General features: G+C 50.5%; 26 protein-coding genes. All 26 read left to right on the top strand.

The features are described from left to right. The first annotated feature begins 2 nt into the window (after window positions 1–2). The 26 genes from rplD (at window position 3) to rplQ (ending at window position 12,671) form a co-directional block, all read left to right on the top strand. Entirely contained in the window at window positions 3–608 is a 606-nt protein-coding gene (gene rplD / locus RY075_RS21180) for a 50S ribosomal protein L4 (protein ID WP_000424395.1), read from the top strand. Continuing rightward, the gene (rplW, locus tag RY075_RS21175) at window positions 605–907 is read left to right on the top strand and encodes a 50S ribosomal protein L23 (RefSeq protein WP_000617546.1); all 303 of its coding nucleotides are present in this window, start codon (window positions 605–607) and stop codon (window positions 905–907) included. Before rplD ends, rplW begins: the two co-directional genes overlap by 4 nt. 17 nt (window positions 908–924) lie before the next feature. Next, window positions 925–1,746 (top strand): 50S ribosomal protein L2, encoded by an 822-nt coding sequence (gene rplB, locus RY075_RS21170; protein ID WP_000301859.1) that lies wholly within the window; start codon window positions 925–927, stop codon window positions 1,744–1,746. A 16-nt stretch (window positions 1,747–1,762) separates the two neighbouring features. Next, window positions 1,763–2,041, top strand: coding sequence for a 30S ribosomal protein S19 (gene rpsS, locus RY075_RS21165; protein ID WP_001138117.1), 279 nt, complete (start codon window positions 1,763–1,765; stop codon window positions 2,039–2,041). 14 nt (window positions 2,042–2,055) lie between these two features. Beyond that, window positions 2,056–2,388: a 50S ribosomal protein L22 gene (rplV, locus tag RY075_RS21160; RefSeq protein WP_002919773.1), complete on the top strand. Its 333-nt coding sequence runs from the start codon at window positions 2,056–2,058 to the stop codon at window positions 2,386–2,388. A 17-nt stretch (window positions 2,389–2,405) separates the two neighbouring features. Next, on the top strand, window positions 2,406–3,107 hold the full coding sequence (gene rpsC / locus RY075_RS21155) for a 30S ribosomal protein S3 (RefSeq protein ID WP_000529945.1): 702 nt from the start codon (window positions 2,406–2,408) through the stop codon (window positions 3,105–3,107). 12 nt (window positions 3,108–3,119) lie between these two features. After that, on the top strand, window positions 3,120–3,530 hold the full coding sequence (gene rplP / locus RY075_RS21150; protein ID WP_002919759.1) for a 50S ribosomal protein L16: 411 nt from the start codon (window positions 3,120–3,122) through the stop codon (window positions 3,528–3,530). Beyond that, a complete protein-coding gene (gene rpmC, locus RY075_RS21145) occupies window positions 3,530–3,721 on the top strand; it encodes a 50S ribosomal protein L29 (protein ID WP_003863282.1) in 192 nt (63 codons plus the stop codon). Before rplP ends, rpmC begins: the two co-directional genes overlap by 1 nt. Further along, a complete protein-coding gene (gene rpsQ, locus RY075_RS21140; RefSeq protein ID WP_002438707.1) occupies window positions 3,721–3,975 on the top strand; it encodes a 30S ribosomal protein S17 in 255 nt (84 codons plus the stop codon). Before rpmC ends, rpsQ begins: the two co-directional genes overlap by 1 nt. Window positions 3,976–4,141: 166 nt before the next feature. Then, the gene (gene rplN, locus RY075_RS21135) at window positions 4,142–4,513 is read left to right on the top strand and encodes a 50S ribosomal protein L14 (RefSeq protein WP_002919748.1); all 372 of its coding nucleotides are present in this window, start codon (window positions 4,142–4,144) and stop codon (window positions 4,511–4,513) included. Between the two features lie 10 nt (window positions 4,514–4,523). Next, window positions 4,524–4,838 (top strand): 50S ribosomal protein L24, encoded by a 315-nt coding sequence (rplX, locus tag RY075_RS21130; RefSeq protein WP_003863287.1) that lies wholly within the window; start codon window positions 4,524–4,526, stop codon window positions 4,836–4,838. A gap of 14 nt (window positions 4,839–4,852) precedes the next feature. Further along, a complete protein-coding gene (rplE, locus tag RY075_RS21125; RefSeq protein WP_003863290.1) occupies window positions 4,853–5,392 on the top strand; it encodes a 50S ribosomal protein L5 in 540 nt (179 codons plus the stop codon). A gap of 14 nt (window positions 5,393–5,406) precedes the next feature. Beyond that, window positions 5,407–5,712 (top strand): 30S ribosomal protein S14, encoded by a 306-nt coding sequence (gene rpsN / locus RY075_RS21120; RefSeq protein WP_003863291.1) that lies wholly within the window; start codon window positions 5,407–5,409, stop codon window positions 5,710–5,712. 30 nt (window positions 5,713–5,742) lie between these two features. After that, on the top strand, window positions 5,743–6,135 hold the full coding sequence (rpsH, locus tag RY075_RS21115; protein ID WP_006178918.1) for a 30S ribosomal protein S8: 393 nt from the start codon (window positions 5,743–5,745) through the stop codon (window positions 6,133–6,135). 12 nt (window positions 6,136–6,147) lie between these two features. Next, window positions 6,148–6,681, top strand: a complete 534-nt coding sequence (gene rplF, locus RY075_RS21110) for a 50S ribosomal protein L6 (protein ID WP_003863296.1) — start codon at window positions 6,148–6,150, stop codon at window positions 6,679–6,681. Window positions 6,682–6,690: 9 nt separating this feature from the next. Next, window positions 6,691–7,044, top strand: a complete 354-nt coding sequence (gene rplR / locus RY075_RS21105; protein ID WP_003863297.1) for a 50S ribosomal protein L18 — start codon at window positions 6,691–6,693, stop codon at window positions 7,042–7,044. A gap of 14 nt (window positions 7,045–7,058) precedes the next feature. Further along, window positions 7,059–7,559 (top strand): 30S ribosomal protein S5, encoded by a 501-nt coding sequence (rpsE, locus tag RY075_RS21100; RefSeq protein ID WP_003863299.1) that lies wholly within the window; start codon window positions 7,059–7,061, stop codon window positions 7,557–7,559. Window positions 7,560–7,565: 6 nt separating this feature from the next. Beyond that, window positions 7,566–7,745, top strand: coding sequence for a 50S ribosomal protein L30 (gene rpmD, locus RY075_RS21095; protein ID WP_003863301.1), 180 nt, complete (start codon window positions 7,566–7,568; stop codon window positions 7,743–7,745). Between the two features lie 3 nt (window positions 7,746–7,748). Next, window positions 7,749–8,183, top strand: a complete 435-nt coding sequence (gene rplO, locus RY075_RS21090) for a 50S ribosomal protein L15 (RefSeq protein ID WP_003863304.1) — start codon at window positions 7,749–7,751, stop codon at window positions 8,181–8,183. A gap of 7 nt (window positions 8,184–8,190) precedes the next feature. Next, complete coding sequence (gene secY, locus RY075_RS21085) at window positions 8,191–9,522, top strand: preprotein translocase subunit SecY (RefSeq protein ID WP_338627951.1); 1,332 nt, start codon at window positions 8,191–8,193, stop codon at window positions 9,520–9,522. A 31-nt stretch (window positions 9,523–9,553) separates the two neighbouring features. Then, the gene (gene rpmJ, locus RY075_RS21080; protein ID WP_000868187.1) at window positions 9,554–9,670 is read left to right on the top strand and encodes a 50S ribosomal protein L36; all 117 of its coding nucleotides are present in this window, start codon (window positions 9,554–9,556) and stop codon (window positions 9,668–9,670) included. Window positions 9,671–9,816: 146 nt separating this feature from the next. Then, window positions 9,817–10,173, top strand: a complete 357-nt coding sequence (gene rpsM / locus RY075_RS21075) for a 30S ribosomal protein S13 (protein ID WP_003863308.1) — start codon at window positions 9,817–9,819, stop codon at window positions 10,171–10,173. Between the two features lie 16 nt (window positions 10,174–10,189). Continuing rightward, entirely contained in the window at window positions 10,190–10,579 is a 390-nt protein-coding gene (gene rpsK, locus RY075_RS21070) for a 30S ribosomal protein S11 (protein ID WP_003863312.1), read from the top strand. A 32-nt stretch (window positions 10,580–10,611) separates the two neighbouring features. Continuing rightward, a complete protein-coding gene (gene rpsD, locus RY075_RS21065) occupies window positions 10,612–11,232 on the top strand; it encodes a 30S ribosomal protein S4 (protein WP_003863314.1) in 621 nt (206 codons plus the stop codon). A gap of 25 nt (window positions 11,233–11,257) precedes the next feature. Further along, window positions 11,258–12,247 (top strand): DNA-directed RNA polymerase subunit alpha, encoded by a 990-nt coding sequence (gene rpoA / locus RY075_RS21060; RefSeq protein WP_002919219.1) that lies wholly within the window; start codon window positions 11,258–11,260, stop codon window positions 12,245–12,247. Between the two features lie 40 nt (window positions 12,248–12,287). Further along, the gene (rplQ, locus tag RY075_RS21055) at window positions 12,288–12,671 is read left to right on the top strand and encodes a 50S ribosomal protein L17 (RefSeq protein WP_001216368.1); all 384 of its coding nucleotides are present in this window, start codon (window positions 12,288–12,290) and stop codon (window positions 12,669–12,671) included. Window positions 12,672–12,754 lie beyond the last annotated feature (83 nt).

The following is a 12,754-nucleotide window of genomic DNA, read 5'->3' as shown; positions in this document are numbered from 1 at the left end:
CAATGGAATTAGTATTGAAAGACGCGCAGAGCGCGCTGACTGTTTCCGAAACTACCTTCGGTCGTGATTTCAACGAAGCGCTGGTTCACCAGGTTGTTGTTGCTTATGCAGCTGGTGCTCGTCAGGGTACTCGTGCTCAGAAGACTCGTGCTGAAGTAACTGGTTCAGGCAAAAAGCCATGGCGCCAGAAAGGTACCGGCCGTGCGCGTTCAGGTTCTATCAAGAGCCCGATCTGGCGTTCAGGTGGCGTGACCTTCGCTGCGCGTCCACAGGACCACAGTCAAAAAGTTAACAAAAAGATGTACCGCGGCGCGCTGAAAAGCATTCTGTCCGAACTGGTACGTCAGGATCGTCTGATCGTTGTCGAGAAGTTCTCTGTTGAAGCGCCTAAAACTAAGCTGCTGGCACAGAAACTGAAAGACATGGCTCTGGAAGATGTGCTGATCATCACCGGTGAGCTGGACGAGAACCTGTTCCTGGCCGCGCGTAACCTGCACAAGGTTGACGTACGCGACGCGACTGGTATCGACCCGGTTAGCCTGATCGCCTTCGACAAAGTCGTAATGACTGCTGATGCTGTTAAGCAAGTTGAGGAGATGCTGGCATGATTCGTGAAGAACGTCTGCTGAAGGTGCTGCGCGCACCGCACGTTTCTGAAAAAGCGTCTACTGCGATGGAAAAAACAAACACCATCGTTCTCAAAGTTGCTAAAGACGCGACCAAAGCAGAGATCAAAGCTGCTGTGCAGAAACTGTTTGAAGTCGAAGTCGAAGTCGTTAACACCCTGGTAGTTAAAGGGAAAGTTAAACGTCACGGACAGCGTATCGGTCGTCGTAGCGACTGGAAAAAAGCTTACGTCACCCTGAAAGAAGGCCAGAACCTGGACTTCGTTGGCGGCGCTGAGTAAGTCGGAGGAGTAATACAATGGCAGTTGTTAAATGTAAACCGACATCTCCGGGTCGTCGCCACGTAGTTAAAGTGGTTAACCCTGAGCTGCACAAGGGCAAACCTTTTGCTCCGTTGCTGGAAAAAAACAGCAAATCCGGTGGTCGTAACAACAATGGCCGTATCACCACTCGTCACATCGGTGGTGGCCACAAGCAGGCTTATCGTATTGTTGACTTCAAACGCAACAAAGACGGTATCCCAGCAGTTGTTGAGCGTCTTGAGTACGATCCGAACCGTTCCGCGAACATCGCGCTGGTTCTGTACAAAGATGGCGAACGCCGTTACATCCTGGCCCCTAAAGGCCTGAAAGCTGGCGACCAGATTCAGTCTGGCGTTGATGCTGCAATCAAAGCAGGCAACACCCTGCCGATGCGCAATATCCCGGTTGGTTCTACCGTTCATAACGTAGAAATGAAACCAGGTAAAGGCGGTCAGCTGGCGCGTTCCGCGGGTACTTACGTTCAGATCGTTGCGCGTGACGGTGCTTATGTCACCCTGCGTCTGCGTTCTGGTGAAATGCGTAAAGTCGAAGCAGACTGCCGCGCTACTCTGGGCGAAGTTGGCAATGCTGAGCATATGCTGCGCGTTCTGGGTAAAGCTGGTGCTGCACGCTGGCGTGGTGTTCGTCCTACCGTTCGCGGTACTGCCATGAACCCAGTCGACCACCCACATGGTGGTGGTGAAGGTCGTAACTTTGGTAAGCACCCGGTAACTCCGTGGGGCGTTCAGACCAAAGGTAAGAAGACCCGCAGCAACAAGCGTACTGATAAATTTATCGTACGTCGCCGTAGCAAATAATTTTAGAGGATAAGCCATGCCACGTTCTCTCAAGAAAGGTCCTTTTATTGACCTGCACTTGCTGAAGAAGGTAGAGAAAGCGGTGGAAAGCGGAGACAAGAAGCCCCTGCGCACTTGGTCCCGTCGTTCAACGATCTTTCCTAACATGATCGGTTTGACCATCGCTGTCCATAATGGTCGTCAGCACGTTCCAGTCTTTGTTACCGACGAAATGGTTGGTCACAAACTGGGTGAATTCGCACCGACTCGTACTTATCGCGGCCACGCTGCTGATAAAAAAGCGAAGAAGAAATAAGGTAGGAGGAAGAGATGGAAACTTTAGCTCAACATCGCCATGCTCGTTCTTCTGCACAGAAGGTTCGCCTTGTTGCTGACCTGATTCGCGGTAAGAAAGTGTCGCAGGCCCTGGACATCCTGACCTATACCAACAAGAAAGCTGCGGTATTGGTCAAGAAAGTACTGGAATCTGCCATTGCTAACGCTGAACACAACGATGGCGCTGACATCGACGATCTGAAAGTCGCGAAAATTTTCGTAGATGAAGGCCCAAGCATGAAGCGCATTATGCCGCGTGCGAAAGGTCGTGCAGATCGCATCCTGAAGCGCACCAGCCACATTACTGTGGTTGTGTCCGATCGCTGAGACTCTGGAGACTAGCAATGGGTCAGAAAGTACATCCTAATGGTATTCGCCTGGGTATTGTAAAACCATGGAACTCTACCTGGTTTGCGAACACCAAAGAATTCGCTGACAACCTGGACAGCGATTTTAAAGTACGTCAGTACCTGACTAAGGAACTGGCTAAAGCGTCTGTATCTCGTATCGTTATCGAGCGTCCAGCGAAGAGCATCCGTGTGACTATTCACACTGCTCGTCCTGGCATCGTTATCGGTAAGAAAGGCGAAGACGTAGAAAAACTGCGCAAGGTCGTAGCGGATATCGCTGGCGTTCCTGCACAGATCAATATCGCTGAAGTTCGTAAGCCTGAACTGGACGCTAAATTGGTTGCTGACAGCATCACTTCTCAGCTGGAACGTCGTGTTATGTTCCGTCGTGCTATGAAGCGTGCTGTACAGAACGCAATGCGTCTGGGCGCTAAAGGTATCAAAGTTGAAGTTAGCGGCCGTCTGGGCGGCGCGGAAATCGCACGTACCGAATGGTACCGCGAAGGTCGCGTACCGCTGCACACTCTGCGTGCTGACATCGACTACAACACCTCTGAAGCGCACACCACTTACGGTGTAATCGGCGTTAAGGTATGGATCTTCAAAGGTGAGATCCTGGGTGGTATGGCTGCTGTTGAACAACCGGAAAAACCGGCTGCTCAACCTAAAAAGCAGCAGCGTAAAGGCCGTAAATAAGGAGCGTCGCTGATGTTACAACCAAAGCGTACAAAATTCCGTAAAGTGCACAAAGGCCGCAACCGTGGTCTGGCGCAGGGTACGGATGTTAGCTTCGGCACTTTCGGTCTGAAAGCTGTTGGCCGTGGTCGTCTGACTGCACGTCAGATCGAAGCAGCACGTCGTGCAATGACCCGTGCAGTTAAGCGTCAAGGTAAGATCTGGATCCGTGTATTCCCGGACAAACCGATCACCGAGAAGCCACTGGAAGTTCGTATGGGTAAAGGTAAAGGTAACGTGGAGTACTGGGTTGCCTTGATCCAACCGGGCAAAGTCCTTTATGAAATGGACGGTGTTCCGGAAGAGCTGGCCCGTGAAGCCTTCGGCCTGGCAGCAGCGAAACTGCCTATCAAAACCACCTTTGTAACTAAGACGGTGATGTAATGAAAGCAAAAGAGCTGCGTGAAAAAAGCGTTGAAGAGCTGAACGCTGAGCTGCTGAACCTGCTGCGTGAGCAGTTCAACCTGCGTATGCAGGCTGCAAGTGGCCAGCTGCAACAGACTCACCTGCTGAAGCAAGTGCGTCGCAATGTTGCGCGCGTTAAGACTTTACTGACTCAGAAGGCGGGTGCGTAATGACCGATAAAATCCGTACTCTGCAAGGTCGTGTTGTTAGCGATAAAATGGAGAAATCCATTGTTGTAGCTATCGAACGTTTTGTGAAACACCCGATCTACGGTAAATTCATCAAGCGTACGACCAAACTGCACGTACATGACGAGAACAACGAATGTGGTATCGGCGACAAGGTTGAAATCCGTGAATGCCGTCCACTGTCCAAGACTAAGTCCTGGACGCTGGTTCGCGTTGTAGAGAAAGCGGTTCTGTAATAGAGTACGCATTCTCAATACGAATAAACGGCTCAGCGATGAGCCGTTTATTTTTTCTACCCATATTGCAGAAGCGGTGTTATAATGCCGCGCCCTCGATATGGGGCTTTTTAACGGCTCTGATTTTAGAGTCTCAGGTAGTAGTTGACATTAGCGGAGCACTAAAATGATCCAAGAACAGACTATGCTGAACGTCGCCGACAACTCCGGTGCACGTCGCGTAATGTGTATCAAGGTTCTGGGTGGCTCGCACCGTCGCTACGCAGGCGTAGGCGACATCATCAAGATCACCATCAAGGAAGCAATTCCACGTGGTAAGGTCAAAAAAGGTGATGTGCTGAAGGCGGTAGTGGTGCGCACCAAGAAGGGTGTTCGTCGCCCTGACGGTTCTGTCATTCGCTTCGATGGTAATGCATGCGTTATTTTAAACAATAACAGCGAGCAGCCTATCGGCACGCGTATCTTTGGGCCGGTAACTCGTGAACTTCGTACTGAGAAGTTCATGAAAATTATCTCTCTGGCACCAGAAGTACTCTAAGGAGCGAATCATGGCAGCGAAAATCCGTCGTGATGACGAAGTTATCGTGTTAACCGGTAAAGATAAAGGTAAACGCGGTAAAGTAAAAAATGTTCTGTCTTCCGGCAAACTCGTCGTTGAAGGTATCAACCTGGTTAAGAAACATCAGAAGCCGGTTCCGGCCCTGAACCAACCAGGCGGCATCGTTGAAAAAGAAGCTGCTATTCAGGTTTCTAACGTTGCAATCTTCAATGCGGCTACCGGTAAGGCTGACCGTGTAGGCTTTAGATTCGAAGACGGTAAAAAAGTCCGTTTCTTCAAGTCTAACAGCGAAACTATCAAGTAATTTGGAGTAGTACGATGGCGAAACTGCATGATTACTACAAAGACGAAGTAGTTAACAAACTCATGACTGAGTTTAACTACAATTCTGTCATGCAAGTCCCTCGGGTCGAGAAGATCACCCTGAACATGGGTGTTGGTGAAGCGATCGCTGACAAGAAACTGCTGGATAACGCAGCAGCTGACCTGACAGCAATCTCCGGTCAAAAACCGCTGATCACCAAAGCACGCAAATCTGTTGCAGGCTTCAAAATCCGTCAGGGCTATCCGATCGGCTGTAAAGTAACTCTGCGTGGCGAACGCATGTGGGAGTTCCTTGAGCGCCTGATCACTATTGCTGTTCCACGTATCCGTGACTTCCGTGGCTTGTCCGCTAAGTCTTTCGACGGTCGTGGTAACTACAGCATGGGTGTCCGTGAGCAGATCATCTTCCCAGAAATCGACTACGATAAAGTCGACCGCGTGCGTGGTTTGGATATTACCATTACCACTACTGCGAAATCTGATGAAGAAGGCCGTGCTCTGCTGGCTGCCTTTGACTTCCCGTTCCGCAAGTAAGGTAGGGTTACTGAATGGCTAAGCAATCAATGAAAGCACGCGAAGTAAAGCGCGTAGCTTTAGCTGATAAATTCTTCGCTAAACGCGCTGAACTGAAAGCGATCATTTCTGATGTGAACGCTTCCGACGAAGATCGTTGGAATGCGGTTCTCAAGCTGCAGTCTCTGCCGCGTGATTCCAGCCCGTCTCGTCAGCGTAACCGCTGTCGTCAAACAGGTCGTCCACATGGTTATGTGGGCAAGTTTGGGTTGAGCCGTATCAAACTGCGTGAAGCCGCCATGCGCGGTGAAGTACCAGGCTTGAAAAAGGCTAGCTGGTAATTACCAATTGAATCACGGGAGTAAAGACAGATGAGCATGCAAGATCCGATCGCGGATATGCTGACCCGTATCCGTAACGGTCAGGCCGCGAACAAAGTTGCGGTCACCATGCCTTCCGCCAAGCTGAAAGTGGCAATTGCCAACGTGCTGAAGGAAGAAGGTTTTATCGAAGATTTTAAAGTTGAAGGCGACACCAAGCCGGAACTGGAACTTACTCTCAAGTATTTCCAGGGTAAAGCTGTTGTAGAAAGCATTCAGCGTGTCAGCCGCCCAGGCCTGCGCATCTATAAGAAAAAAGATGAGCTGCCAAAAGTAATGGCTGGTCTTGGTATCGCAGTTGTTTCTACCTCTAAAGGTGTTATGACTGATCGTGCAGCGCGCCAGGCTGGTCTTGGTGGCGAAATTATCTGCTACGTAGCCTAATCGGAGGAAAGAATGTCTCGTGTTGCTAAAGCACCGGTCGTTATTCCTGCCGGCGTTGATGTAAAAATCGACGGTCAGGTTATTACGATCAAAGGTAAAAACGGCGAGCTGACTCGTACCCTCAACAAAGCTGTTGAAGTTAAACATGCAGATAACGCTCTGACCTTCGGTCCACGTGATGGTTTCGTGGATGGATGGGCTCAGGCTGGTACCGCGCGTGCCCTGCTGAACTCAATGGTTGTTGGTGTTACCGAAGGCTTCACTAAAAAGCTTCAGCTGGTTGGTGTAGGTTATCGTGCAGCTATCAAAGGGAATGCAGTAGGCCTGTCTCTGGGCTTCTCACACCCTGTTGAGCATCCGCTGCCGGCCGGTATCACTGCAGAATGCCCGACTCAGACTGAAATCGTGCTGAAAGGCGCTGATAAACAGCTGATCGGTCAGGTTGCAGCAGATCTGCGCGCCTACCGTCGTCCTGAGCCTTATAAAGGCAAGGGTGTTCGTTACGCCGACGAAGTCGTGCGTACCAAAGAGGCTAAGAAGAAGTAAGGTAACACTATGGATAAGAAATCTGCTCGTATCCGTCGTGCGACCCGCGCACGCCGCAAGCTCAAAGAGCTGGGTGCAACTCGCCTGGTGGTACATCGTACCCCGCGTCATATTTACGCACAGGTAATTGCACCGAACGGTTCTGAAGTTCTGGTAGCTGCTTCTACTGTAGAAAAAGCTATCTCAGAACAATTGAAGTATACCGGTAACAAAGACGCCGCAGCAGCTGTAGGTAAAGCTGTCGCTGAACGCGCTCTGGAAAAAGGCATCAGCAATGTTTCCTTTGACCGTTCCGGGTTCCAATATCATGGTCGTGTCCAGGCACTGGCAGATGCTGCCCGTGAAGCTGGCCTTCAGTTCTAAGGTAGAGGTGTAAGATGGCTCACATCGAAAAACAGGCTGGCGAACTGCAGGAAAAGCTGATCGCGGTAAACCGCGTATCTAAAACCGTTAAAGGTGGTCGTATTTTCTCCTTCACAGCTCTGACTGTAGTGGGTGATGGCAACGGTCGCGTTGGTTTTGGTTACGGTAAAGCGCGTGAAGTTCCAGCAGCGATCCAGAAAGCGATGGAAAAAGCCCGTCGCAATATGATTAACGTCGCGCTGAACAACGGTACCCTGCAACACCCAGTTAAAGGTGTTCACACGGGTTCTCGTGTATTCATGCAGCCAGCTTCCGAAGGTACCGGTATCATCGCCGGTGGTGCAATGCGCGCCGTTCTGGAAGTTGCTGGAGTTCATAACGTTCTGGCTAAAGCATATGGTTCCACCAACCCGATCAACGTGGTTCGTGCAACTATTGATGGCCTGGAAAATATGAATTCTCCAGAAATGGTCGCTGCCAAGCGTGGTAAATCCGTTGAAGAAATTCTGGGGTAATTGACCATGGCAAAGACTATTAAAATCACTCAAACCCGCAGTGCAATCGGTCGTCTGCCGAAACACAAGGCAACGCTGCTTGGCCTGGGTCTGCGTCGTATTGGTCATACCGTTGAGCGCGAGGATACTCCTGCTGTTCGTGGTATGGTCAACGCGGTTTACTTCATGGTTAAAGTTGAGGAGTAAGAGATGCGTTTAAATACTCTGTCTCCGGCCGAAGGCTCTAAAAAGGCGGGTAAACGCCTGGGTCGTGGTATCGGTTCTGGCCTCGGCAAAACCGGTGGTCGTGGTCACAAAGGTCAGAACTCTCGTTCTGGCGGTGGCGTACGTCGCGGTTTCGAGGGTGGCCAGATGCCACTGTACCGTCGTCTGCCGAAGTTCGGCTTCACCTCTCGCAAAGCAGCGATCACAGCGGAAATCCGTCTGTCTGACCTGGCGAAAGTTGAAGGCGGCGTTGTAGACCTTAACACGCTGAAAGCAGCAAACATTATCGGTATCCAGATCGAGTTCGCGAAAGTGATCCTGGCTGGTGAAGTTTCTACTCCGGTAACTGTTCGTGGCCTGCGTGTTACTAAAGGTGCTCGTGCTGCTATCGAAGCTGCTGGCGGTAAAATTGAGGAATAAGTAGCAGATGGCTAAGCAACCGGGATTAGATTTTCAAAGTGACAAAGGTGGATTTGGCGAGCTGAAACGCAGACTGCTGTTTGTAATCGGCGCGCTGATTGTGTTCCGTATTGGCTCTTTTATTCCGATCCCTGGTATTGATGCCGCTGTACTTGCCAAACTGCTTGAGCAACAGCGAGGCACCATCATTGAAATGTTCAACATGTTCTCTGGTGGTGCTCTCAGCCGTGCTTCTATTTTCGCACTGGGTATTATGCCGTACATTTCGGCATCAATTATTATCCAGCTGCTGACGGTCGTTCATCCGGCCCTGGCAGAGTTGAAGAAAGAAGGGGAGTCTGGACGTCGTAAGATTAGCCAGTACACCCGTTACGGCACTCTGGTGCTGGCAATATTCCAGTCGATCGGTATTGCTACCGGTCTTCCGAATATGCCTGGTATGCAGGGCCTGGTATTAAACCCAGGCTTTGCATTCTATTTCACCGCTGTTGTAAGTCTGGTCACAGGGACCATGTTCCTGATGTGGCTCGGCGAACAGATTACTGAACGAGGTATCGGTAACGGTATCTCAATCATTATCTTCGCCGGTATCGTTGCGGGTCTCCCGCCGGCCATCGCCCATACTATCGAGCAAGCGCGTCAAGGCGACCTGCACTTCCTCCTGTTGCTGTTGGTTGCAGTATTAGTATTTGCAGTGACGTTCTTTGTTGTCTTCGTTGAACGTGGTCAACGCCGCATTGTGGTGAACTACGCTAAACGTCAGCAGGGTCGTCGTGTCTATGCTGCACAGAGCACACATTTACCGCTGAAAGTGAATATGGCGGGGGTTATCCCGGCTATCTTCGCTTCCAGTATTATTCTGTTCCCGGCAACCATCGCGTCATGGTTCGGGGGCGGTACTGGTTGGAACTGGCTGACAACAATTTCGCTGTATTTGCAGCCTGGGCAACCACTTTATGTGTTACTCTATGCGTCTGCGATCATCTTCTTCTGTTTCTTCTACACGGCGTTGGTCTTCAACCCGCGTGAAACAGCAGATAACCTGAAGAAGTCCGGTGCATTTGTACCAGGAATTCGTCCGGGAGAGCAAACGGCGAAGTATATCGATAAAGTAATGACTCGTCTGACTTTGGTTGGTGCGCTTTATATTACTTTTATCTGCCTGATCCCGGAGTTCATGCGTGATGCAATGAAAGTACCGTTCTACTTCGGTGGGACCTCACTGCTTATCGTTGTTGTCGTGATTATGGACTTTATGGCTCAAGTGCAAACTCTGATGATGTCCAGTCAGTATGAGTCTGCATTGAAGAAGGCGAACCTGAAAGGCTACGGCCGCTAACTGGTCGCCTGAGAAGTTACGGAGAGTAAAAATGAAAGTTCGTGCTTCCGTCAAGAAATTATGCCGTAACTGCAAAATCGTTAAGCGTGATGGTGTCATCCGTGTGATTTGCAGTGCCGAGCCGAAGCATAAACAGCGCCAAGGCTGATTATTTCGCATATTTTTCTTGCAAAGTTGGGTTGAGCTGGCTAGATTAGCCAGCCAATCTTTTGTATGTCTGTACGTTTCCATTTGAGTATCCTGAAAACGGGCTTTTCAGCATGGTGCGTACATATTAAATAGTAGGAGTGCATAGTGGCCCGTATAGCAGGCATTAACATTCCTGATCAGAAACATGCTGTGATCGCATTAACTTCGATCTACGGCGTCGGCAAGACCCGTTCTAAAGCCATTCTGGCTGCAGCGGGTATCGCTGAAGATGTTAAGATCAGTGAGCTGTCTGAAGAACAAATCGACACGCTGCGTGACGAAGTTGCCAAATTTGTCGTTGAAGGTGATCTGCGCCGTGAAATCAGCATGAGCATCAAGCGCCTGATGGATCTTGGTTGCTATCGCGGTTTGCGTCATCGTCGTGGTCTGCCAGTACGCGGTCAGCGTACTAAGACCAACGCACGTACCCGTAAGGGTCCGCGCAAACCGATCAAGAAATAATCGGGGTGATTGAATAATGGCAAAGGCACCAGTTCGTGCACGTAAACGTGTAAGAAAACAAGTCTCTGACGGCGTGGCTCATATCCATGCTTCTTTCAACAACACCATCGTTACTATTACTGATCGTCAGGGTAACGCATTGGGTTGGGCAACAGCCGGTGGTTCCGGTTTCCGTGGTTCTCGCAAATCCACTCCGTTCGCAGCTCAGGTTGCAGCAGAGCGTTGCGCTGAAGCCGTAAAAGAATACGGCATCAAGAATCTGGAAGTTATGGTTAAAGGTCCGGGTCCGGGTCGTGAATCTACTGTTCGCGCTCTGAACGCCGCTGGTTTCCGCATCACGAATATTACTGATGTGACTCCGATCCCTCATAACGGTTGTCGTCCGCCGAAAAAACGTCGCGTATAACGCTCGTTTTTTAGGTTAGTTGGAGATAGAAAATGGCAAGATATTTGGGTCCTAAGCTCAAGCTGAGCCGTCGTGAGGGCACCGACTTATTCCTTAAGTCTGGCGTTCGCGCGATCGATACCAAGTGTAAAATTGAACAAGCTCCTGGCCAGCACGGTGCGCGTAAACCGCGTCTGTCTGACTATGGTGTGCAGTTGCGTGAAAAGCAAAAAGTTCGCCGTATCTACGGTGTGCTGGAGCGTCAGTTCCGTAACTACTATAAAGAAGCAGCACGTCTGAAAGGCAACACAGGTGAAAACCTGCTGGCTCTGCTGGAAGGTCGTCTGGACAACGTTGTATACCGTATGGGCTTCGGCGCGACTCGTGCTGAATCACGCCAGCTGGTTAGCCATAAAGCAATCATGGTAAACGGTCGTGTTGTTAACATCGCTTCTTATCAGGTTAAAGCGAATGACGTTGTTAGCATTCGTGAGAAAGCGAAAAAGCAATCTCGCGTGAAAGCCGCTCTGGAGCTGGCTGAGCAGCGTGAAAAGCCAACCTGGCTGGAAGTTGATGCTGGCAAGATGGAAGGTACGTTCAAGCGTCAGCCGGAACGTTCTGATCTGTCTGCGGACATTAACGAACACCTGATCGTCGAGCTTTACTCCAAGTAAAGCTTAGTACCAAAGAGAGGACACAATGCAGGGTTCTGTGACAGAGTTTCTAAAACCGCGCCTGGTAGATATCGAGCAAGTGAGTTCGACGCACGCCAAGGTGACCCTTGAGCCTTTAGAGCGTGGCTTTGGCCATACTCTGGGTAACGCACTGCGCCGTATTCTGCTCTCATCGATGCCGGGTTGCGCGGTGACCGAGGTTGAGATTGATGGTGTACTTCATGAGTACAGCACCAAAGAAGGCGTTCAGGAAGATATCCTTGAAATCCTGCTCAACCTGAAAGGGCTGGCGGTGAGAGTTCAGGGTAAAGATGAAGTTATTCTTACTCTGAATAAATCTGGCATTGGCCCTGTGACTGCAGCCGACATCACCCACGACGGTGATGTTGAAATCGTCAAGCCGCAGCACGTGATCTGCCACCTGACCGATGAGAACGCAGCTATTAGCATGCGTATCAAAGTTCAGCGCGGTCGTGGTTATGTGCCGGCTTCTGCCCGAATTCATTCGGAAGAAGATGAGCGCCCAATCGGCCGTCTGCTGGTCGACGCATGCTACAGCCCTGTAGAGCGTATTGCCTACAATGTTGAAGCAGCGCGTGTAGAACAGCGTACCGACCTGGACAAGCTGGTCATCGAAATGGAAACCAATGGCACAATCGATCCTGAAGAGGCGATTCGTCGTGCGGCAACCATCCTGGCAGAACAACTGGAAGCTTTCGTTGACTTACGTGATGTACGTCAGCCGGAAGTGAAAGAAGAGAAACCAGAATTCGATCCGATCCTGCTGCGCCCTGTTGACGATCTGGAATTGACTGTCCGCTCTGCTAACTGCCTCAAGGCAGAAGCTATCCACTATATCGGTGATCTGGTACAGCGTACCGAGGTTGAGTTGCTGAAAACGCCGAACCTGGGTAAAAAATCTCTTACCGAGATTAAAGACGTGCTGGCTTCACGTGGTCTGTCTCTGGGCATGCGCCTGGAAAACTGGCCACCGGCAAGCATTGCTGACGAGTAACCGGATCACAGGTTAAGGTTTTACTGAGAAGGATAAGGTCATGCGCCATCGTAAGAGTGGTCGTCAACTGAACCGCAACAGCAGCCATCGCCAGGCTATGTTCCGCAACATGGCAGGTTCACTGGTTCGTCATGAAATCATCAAGACGACCCTGCCTAAAGCGAAAGAGCTGCGTCGCGTAGTTGAGCCGCTGATTACTCTTGCCAAGACTGACAGCGTTGCTAATCGTCGTCTGGCATTCGCCCGTACTCGTGATAACGAGATCGTGGCAAAACTGTTTAACGAACTGGGCCCGCGTTTCGCGAGCCGTGCCGGTGGTTACACTCGCATTCTGAAGTGTGGCTTCCGTGCAGGCGACAACGCGCCGATGGCTTACATCGAGCTGGTTGATCGTTCAGAGAAAGCAGAAGCTGCTGCAGAGTAATCTGTAGTAACGTAAAAAAACCCGCCTCGGCGGGTTTTTTTATATCCGCAGAATCTCCACTTATCTACAATGTCTGTATCTTT

Source organism: Enterobacter sp. JJBC (genome assembly GCF_036936505.1).
GTDB lineage: Bacteria > Pseudomonadota > Gammaproteobacteria > Enterobacterales > Enterobacteriaceae > Enterobacter > Enterobacter hormaechei_C.
The sequence above is the reverse complement of the archived record's forward strand: the minus strand, read 5'-3'. Positions and strand labels throughout refer to the sequence as shown.

Excerpts from the sequence above, each read along its gene's own strand:
- rplD (WP_000424395.1), top strand. The coding sequence starts at position 3 with ATGGAATTAGTATTGAAAGACGCGCAGAGCGCGCTGACTGTTTCCGAA.
- rplW (WP_000617546.1), top strand. The coding sequence starts at position 605 with ATGATTCGTGAAGAACGTCTGCTGAAGGTGCTGCGCGCACCGCACGTT.
- rplB (WP_000301859.1), top strand. The coding sequence starts at position 925 with ATGGCAGTTGTTAAATGTAAACCGACATCTCCGGGTCGTCGCCACGTA.
- rpsS (WP_001138117.1), top strand. The coding sequence starts at position 1,763 with ATGCCACGTTCTCTCAAGAAAGGTCCTTTTATTGACCTGCACTTGCTG.
- rplV (WP_002919773.1), top strand. The coding sequence starts at position 2,056 with ATGGAAACTTTAGCTCAACATCGCCATGCTCGTTCTTCTGCACAGAAG.
- rpsC (WP_000529945.1), top strand. The coding sequence starts at position 2,406 with ATGGGTCAGAAAGTACATCCTAATGGTATTCGCCTGGGTATTGTAAAA.
- rplP (WP_002919759.1), top strand. The coding sequence starts at position 3,120 with ATGTTACAACCAAAGCGTACAAAATTCCGTAAAGTGCACAAAGGCCGC.
- rpmC (WP_003863282.1), top strand. The coding sequence starts at position 3,530 with ATGAAAGCAAAAGAGCTGCGTGAAAAAAGCGTTGAAGAGCTGAACGCT.
- rpsQ (WP_002438707.1), top strand. The coding sequence starts at position 3,721 with ATGACCGATAAAATCCGTACTCTGCAAGGTCGTGTTGTTAGCGATAAA.
- rplN (WP_002919748.1), top strand. The coding sequence starts at position 4,142 with ATGATCCAAGAACAGACTATGCTGAACGTCGCCGACAACTCCGGTGCA.
- rplX (WP_003863287.1), top strand. The coding sequence starts at position 4,524 with ATGGCAGCGAAAATCCGTCGTGATGACGAAGTTATCGTGTTAACCGGT.
- rplE (WP_003863290.1), top strand. The coding sequence starts at position 4,853 with ATGGCGAAACTGCATGATTACTACAAAGACGAAGTAGTTAACAAACTC.
- rpsN (WP_003863291.1), top strand. The coding sequence starts at position 5,407 with ATGGCTAAGCAATCAATGAAAGCACGCGAAGTAAAGCGCGTAGCTTTA.
- rpsH (WP_006178918.1), top strand. The coding sequence starts at position 5,743 with ATGAGCATGCAAGATCCGATCGCGGATATGCTGACCCGTATCCGTAAC.
- rplF (WP_003863296.1), top strand. The coding sequence starts at position 6,148 with ATGTCTCGTGTTGCTAAAGCACCGGTCGTTATTCCTGCCGGCGTTGAT.
- rplR (WP_003863297.1), top strand. The coding sequence starts at position 6,691 with ATGGATAAGAAATCTGCTCGTATCCGTCGTGCGACCCGCGCACGCCGC.
- rpsE (WP_003863299.1), top strand. The coding sequence starts at position 7,059 with ATGGCTCACATCGAAAAACAGGCTGGCGAACTGCAGGAAAAGCTGATC.
- rpmD (WP_003863301.1), top strand. The coding sequence starts at position 7,566 with ATGGCAAAGACTATTAAAATCACTCAAACCCGCAGTGCAATCGGTCGT.
- rplO (WP_003863304.1), top strand. The coding sequence starts at position 7,749 with ATGCGTTTAAATACTCTGTCTCCGGCCGAAGGCTCTAAAAAGGCGGGT.
- secY (WP_338627951.1), top strand. The coding sequence starts at position 8,191 with ATGGCTAAGCAACCGGGATTAGATTTTCAAAGTGACAAAGGTGGATTT.
- rpmJ (WP_000868187.1), top strand. The coding sequence starts at position 9,554 with ATGAAAGTTCGTGCTTCCGTCAAGAAATTATGCCGTAACTGCAAAATC.
- rpsK (WP_003863312.1), top strand. The coding sequence starts at position 10,190 with ATGGCAAAGGCACCAGTTCGTGCACGTAAACGTGTAAGAAAACAAGTC.
- rpsD (WP_003863314.1), top strand. The coding sequence starts at position 10,612 with ATGGCAAGATATTTGGGTCCTAAGCTCAAGCTGAGCCGTCGTGAGGGC.
- rpoA (WP_002919219.1), top strand. The coding sequence starts at position 11,258 with ATGCAGGGTTCTGTGACAGAGTTTCTAAAACCGCGCCTGGTAGATATC.
- rplQ (WP_001216368.1), top strand. The coding sequence starts at position 12,288 with ATGCGCCATCGTAAGAGTGGTCGTCAACTGAACCGCAACAGCAGCCAT.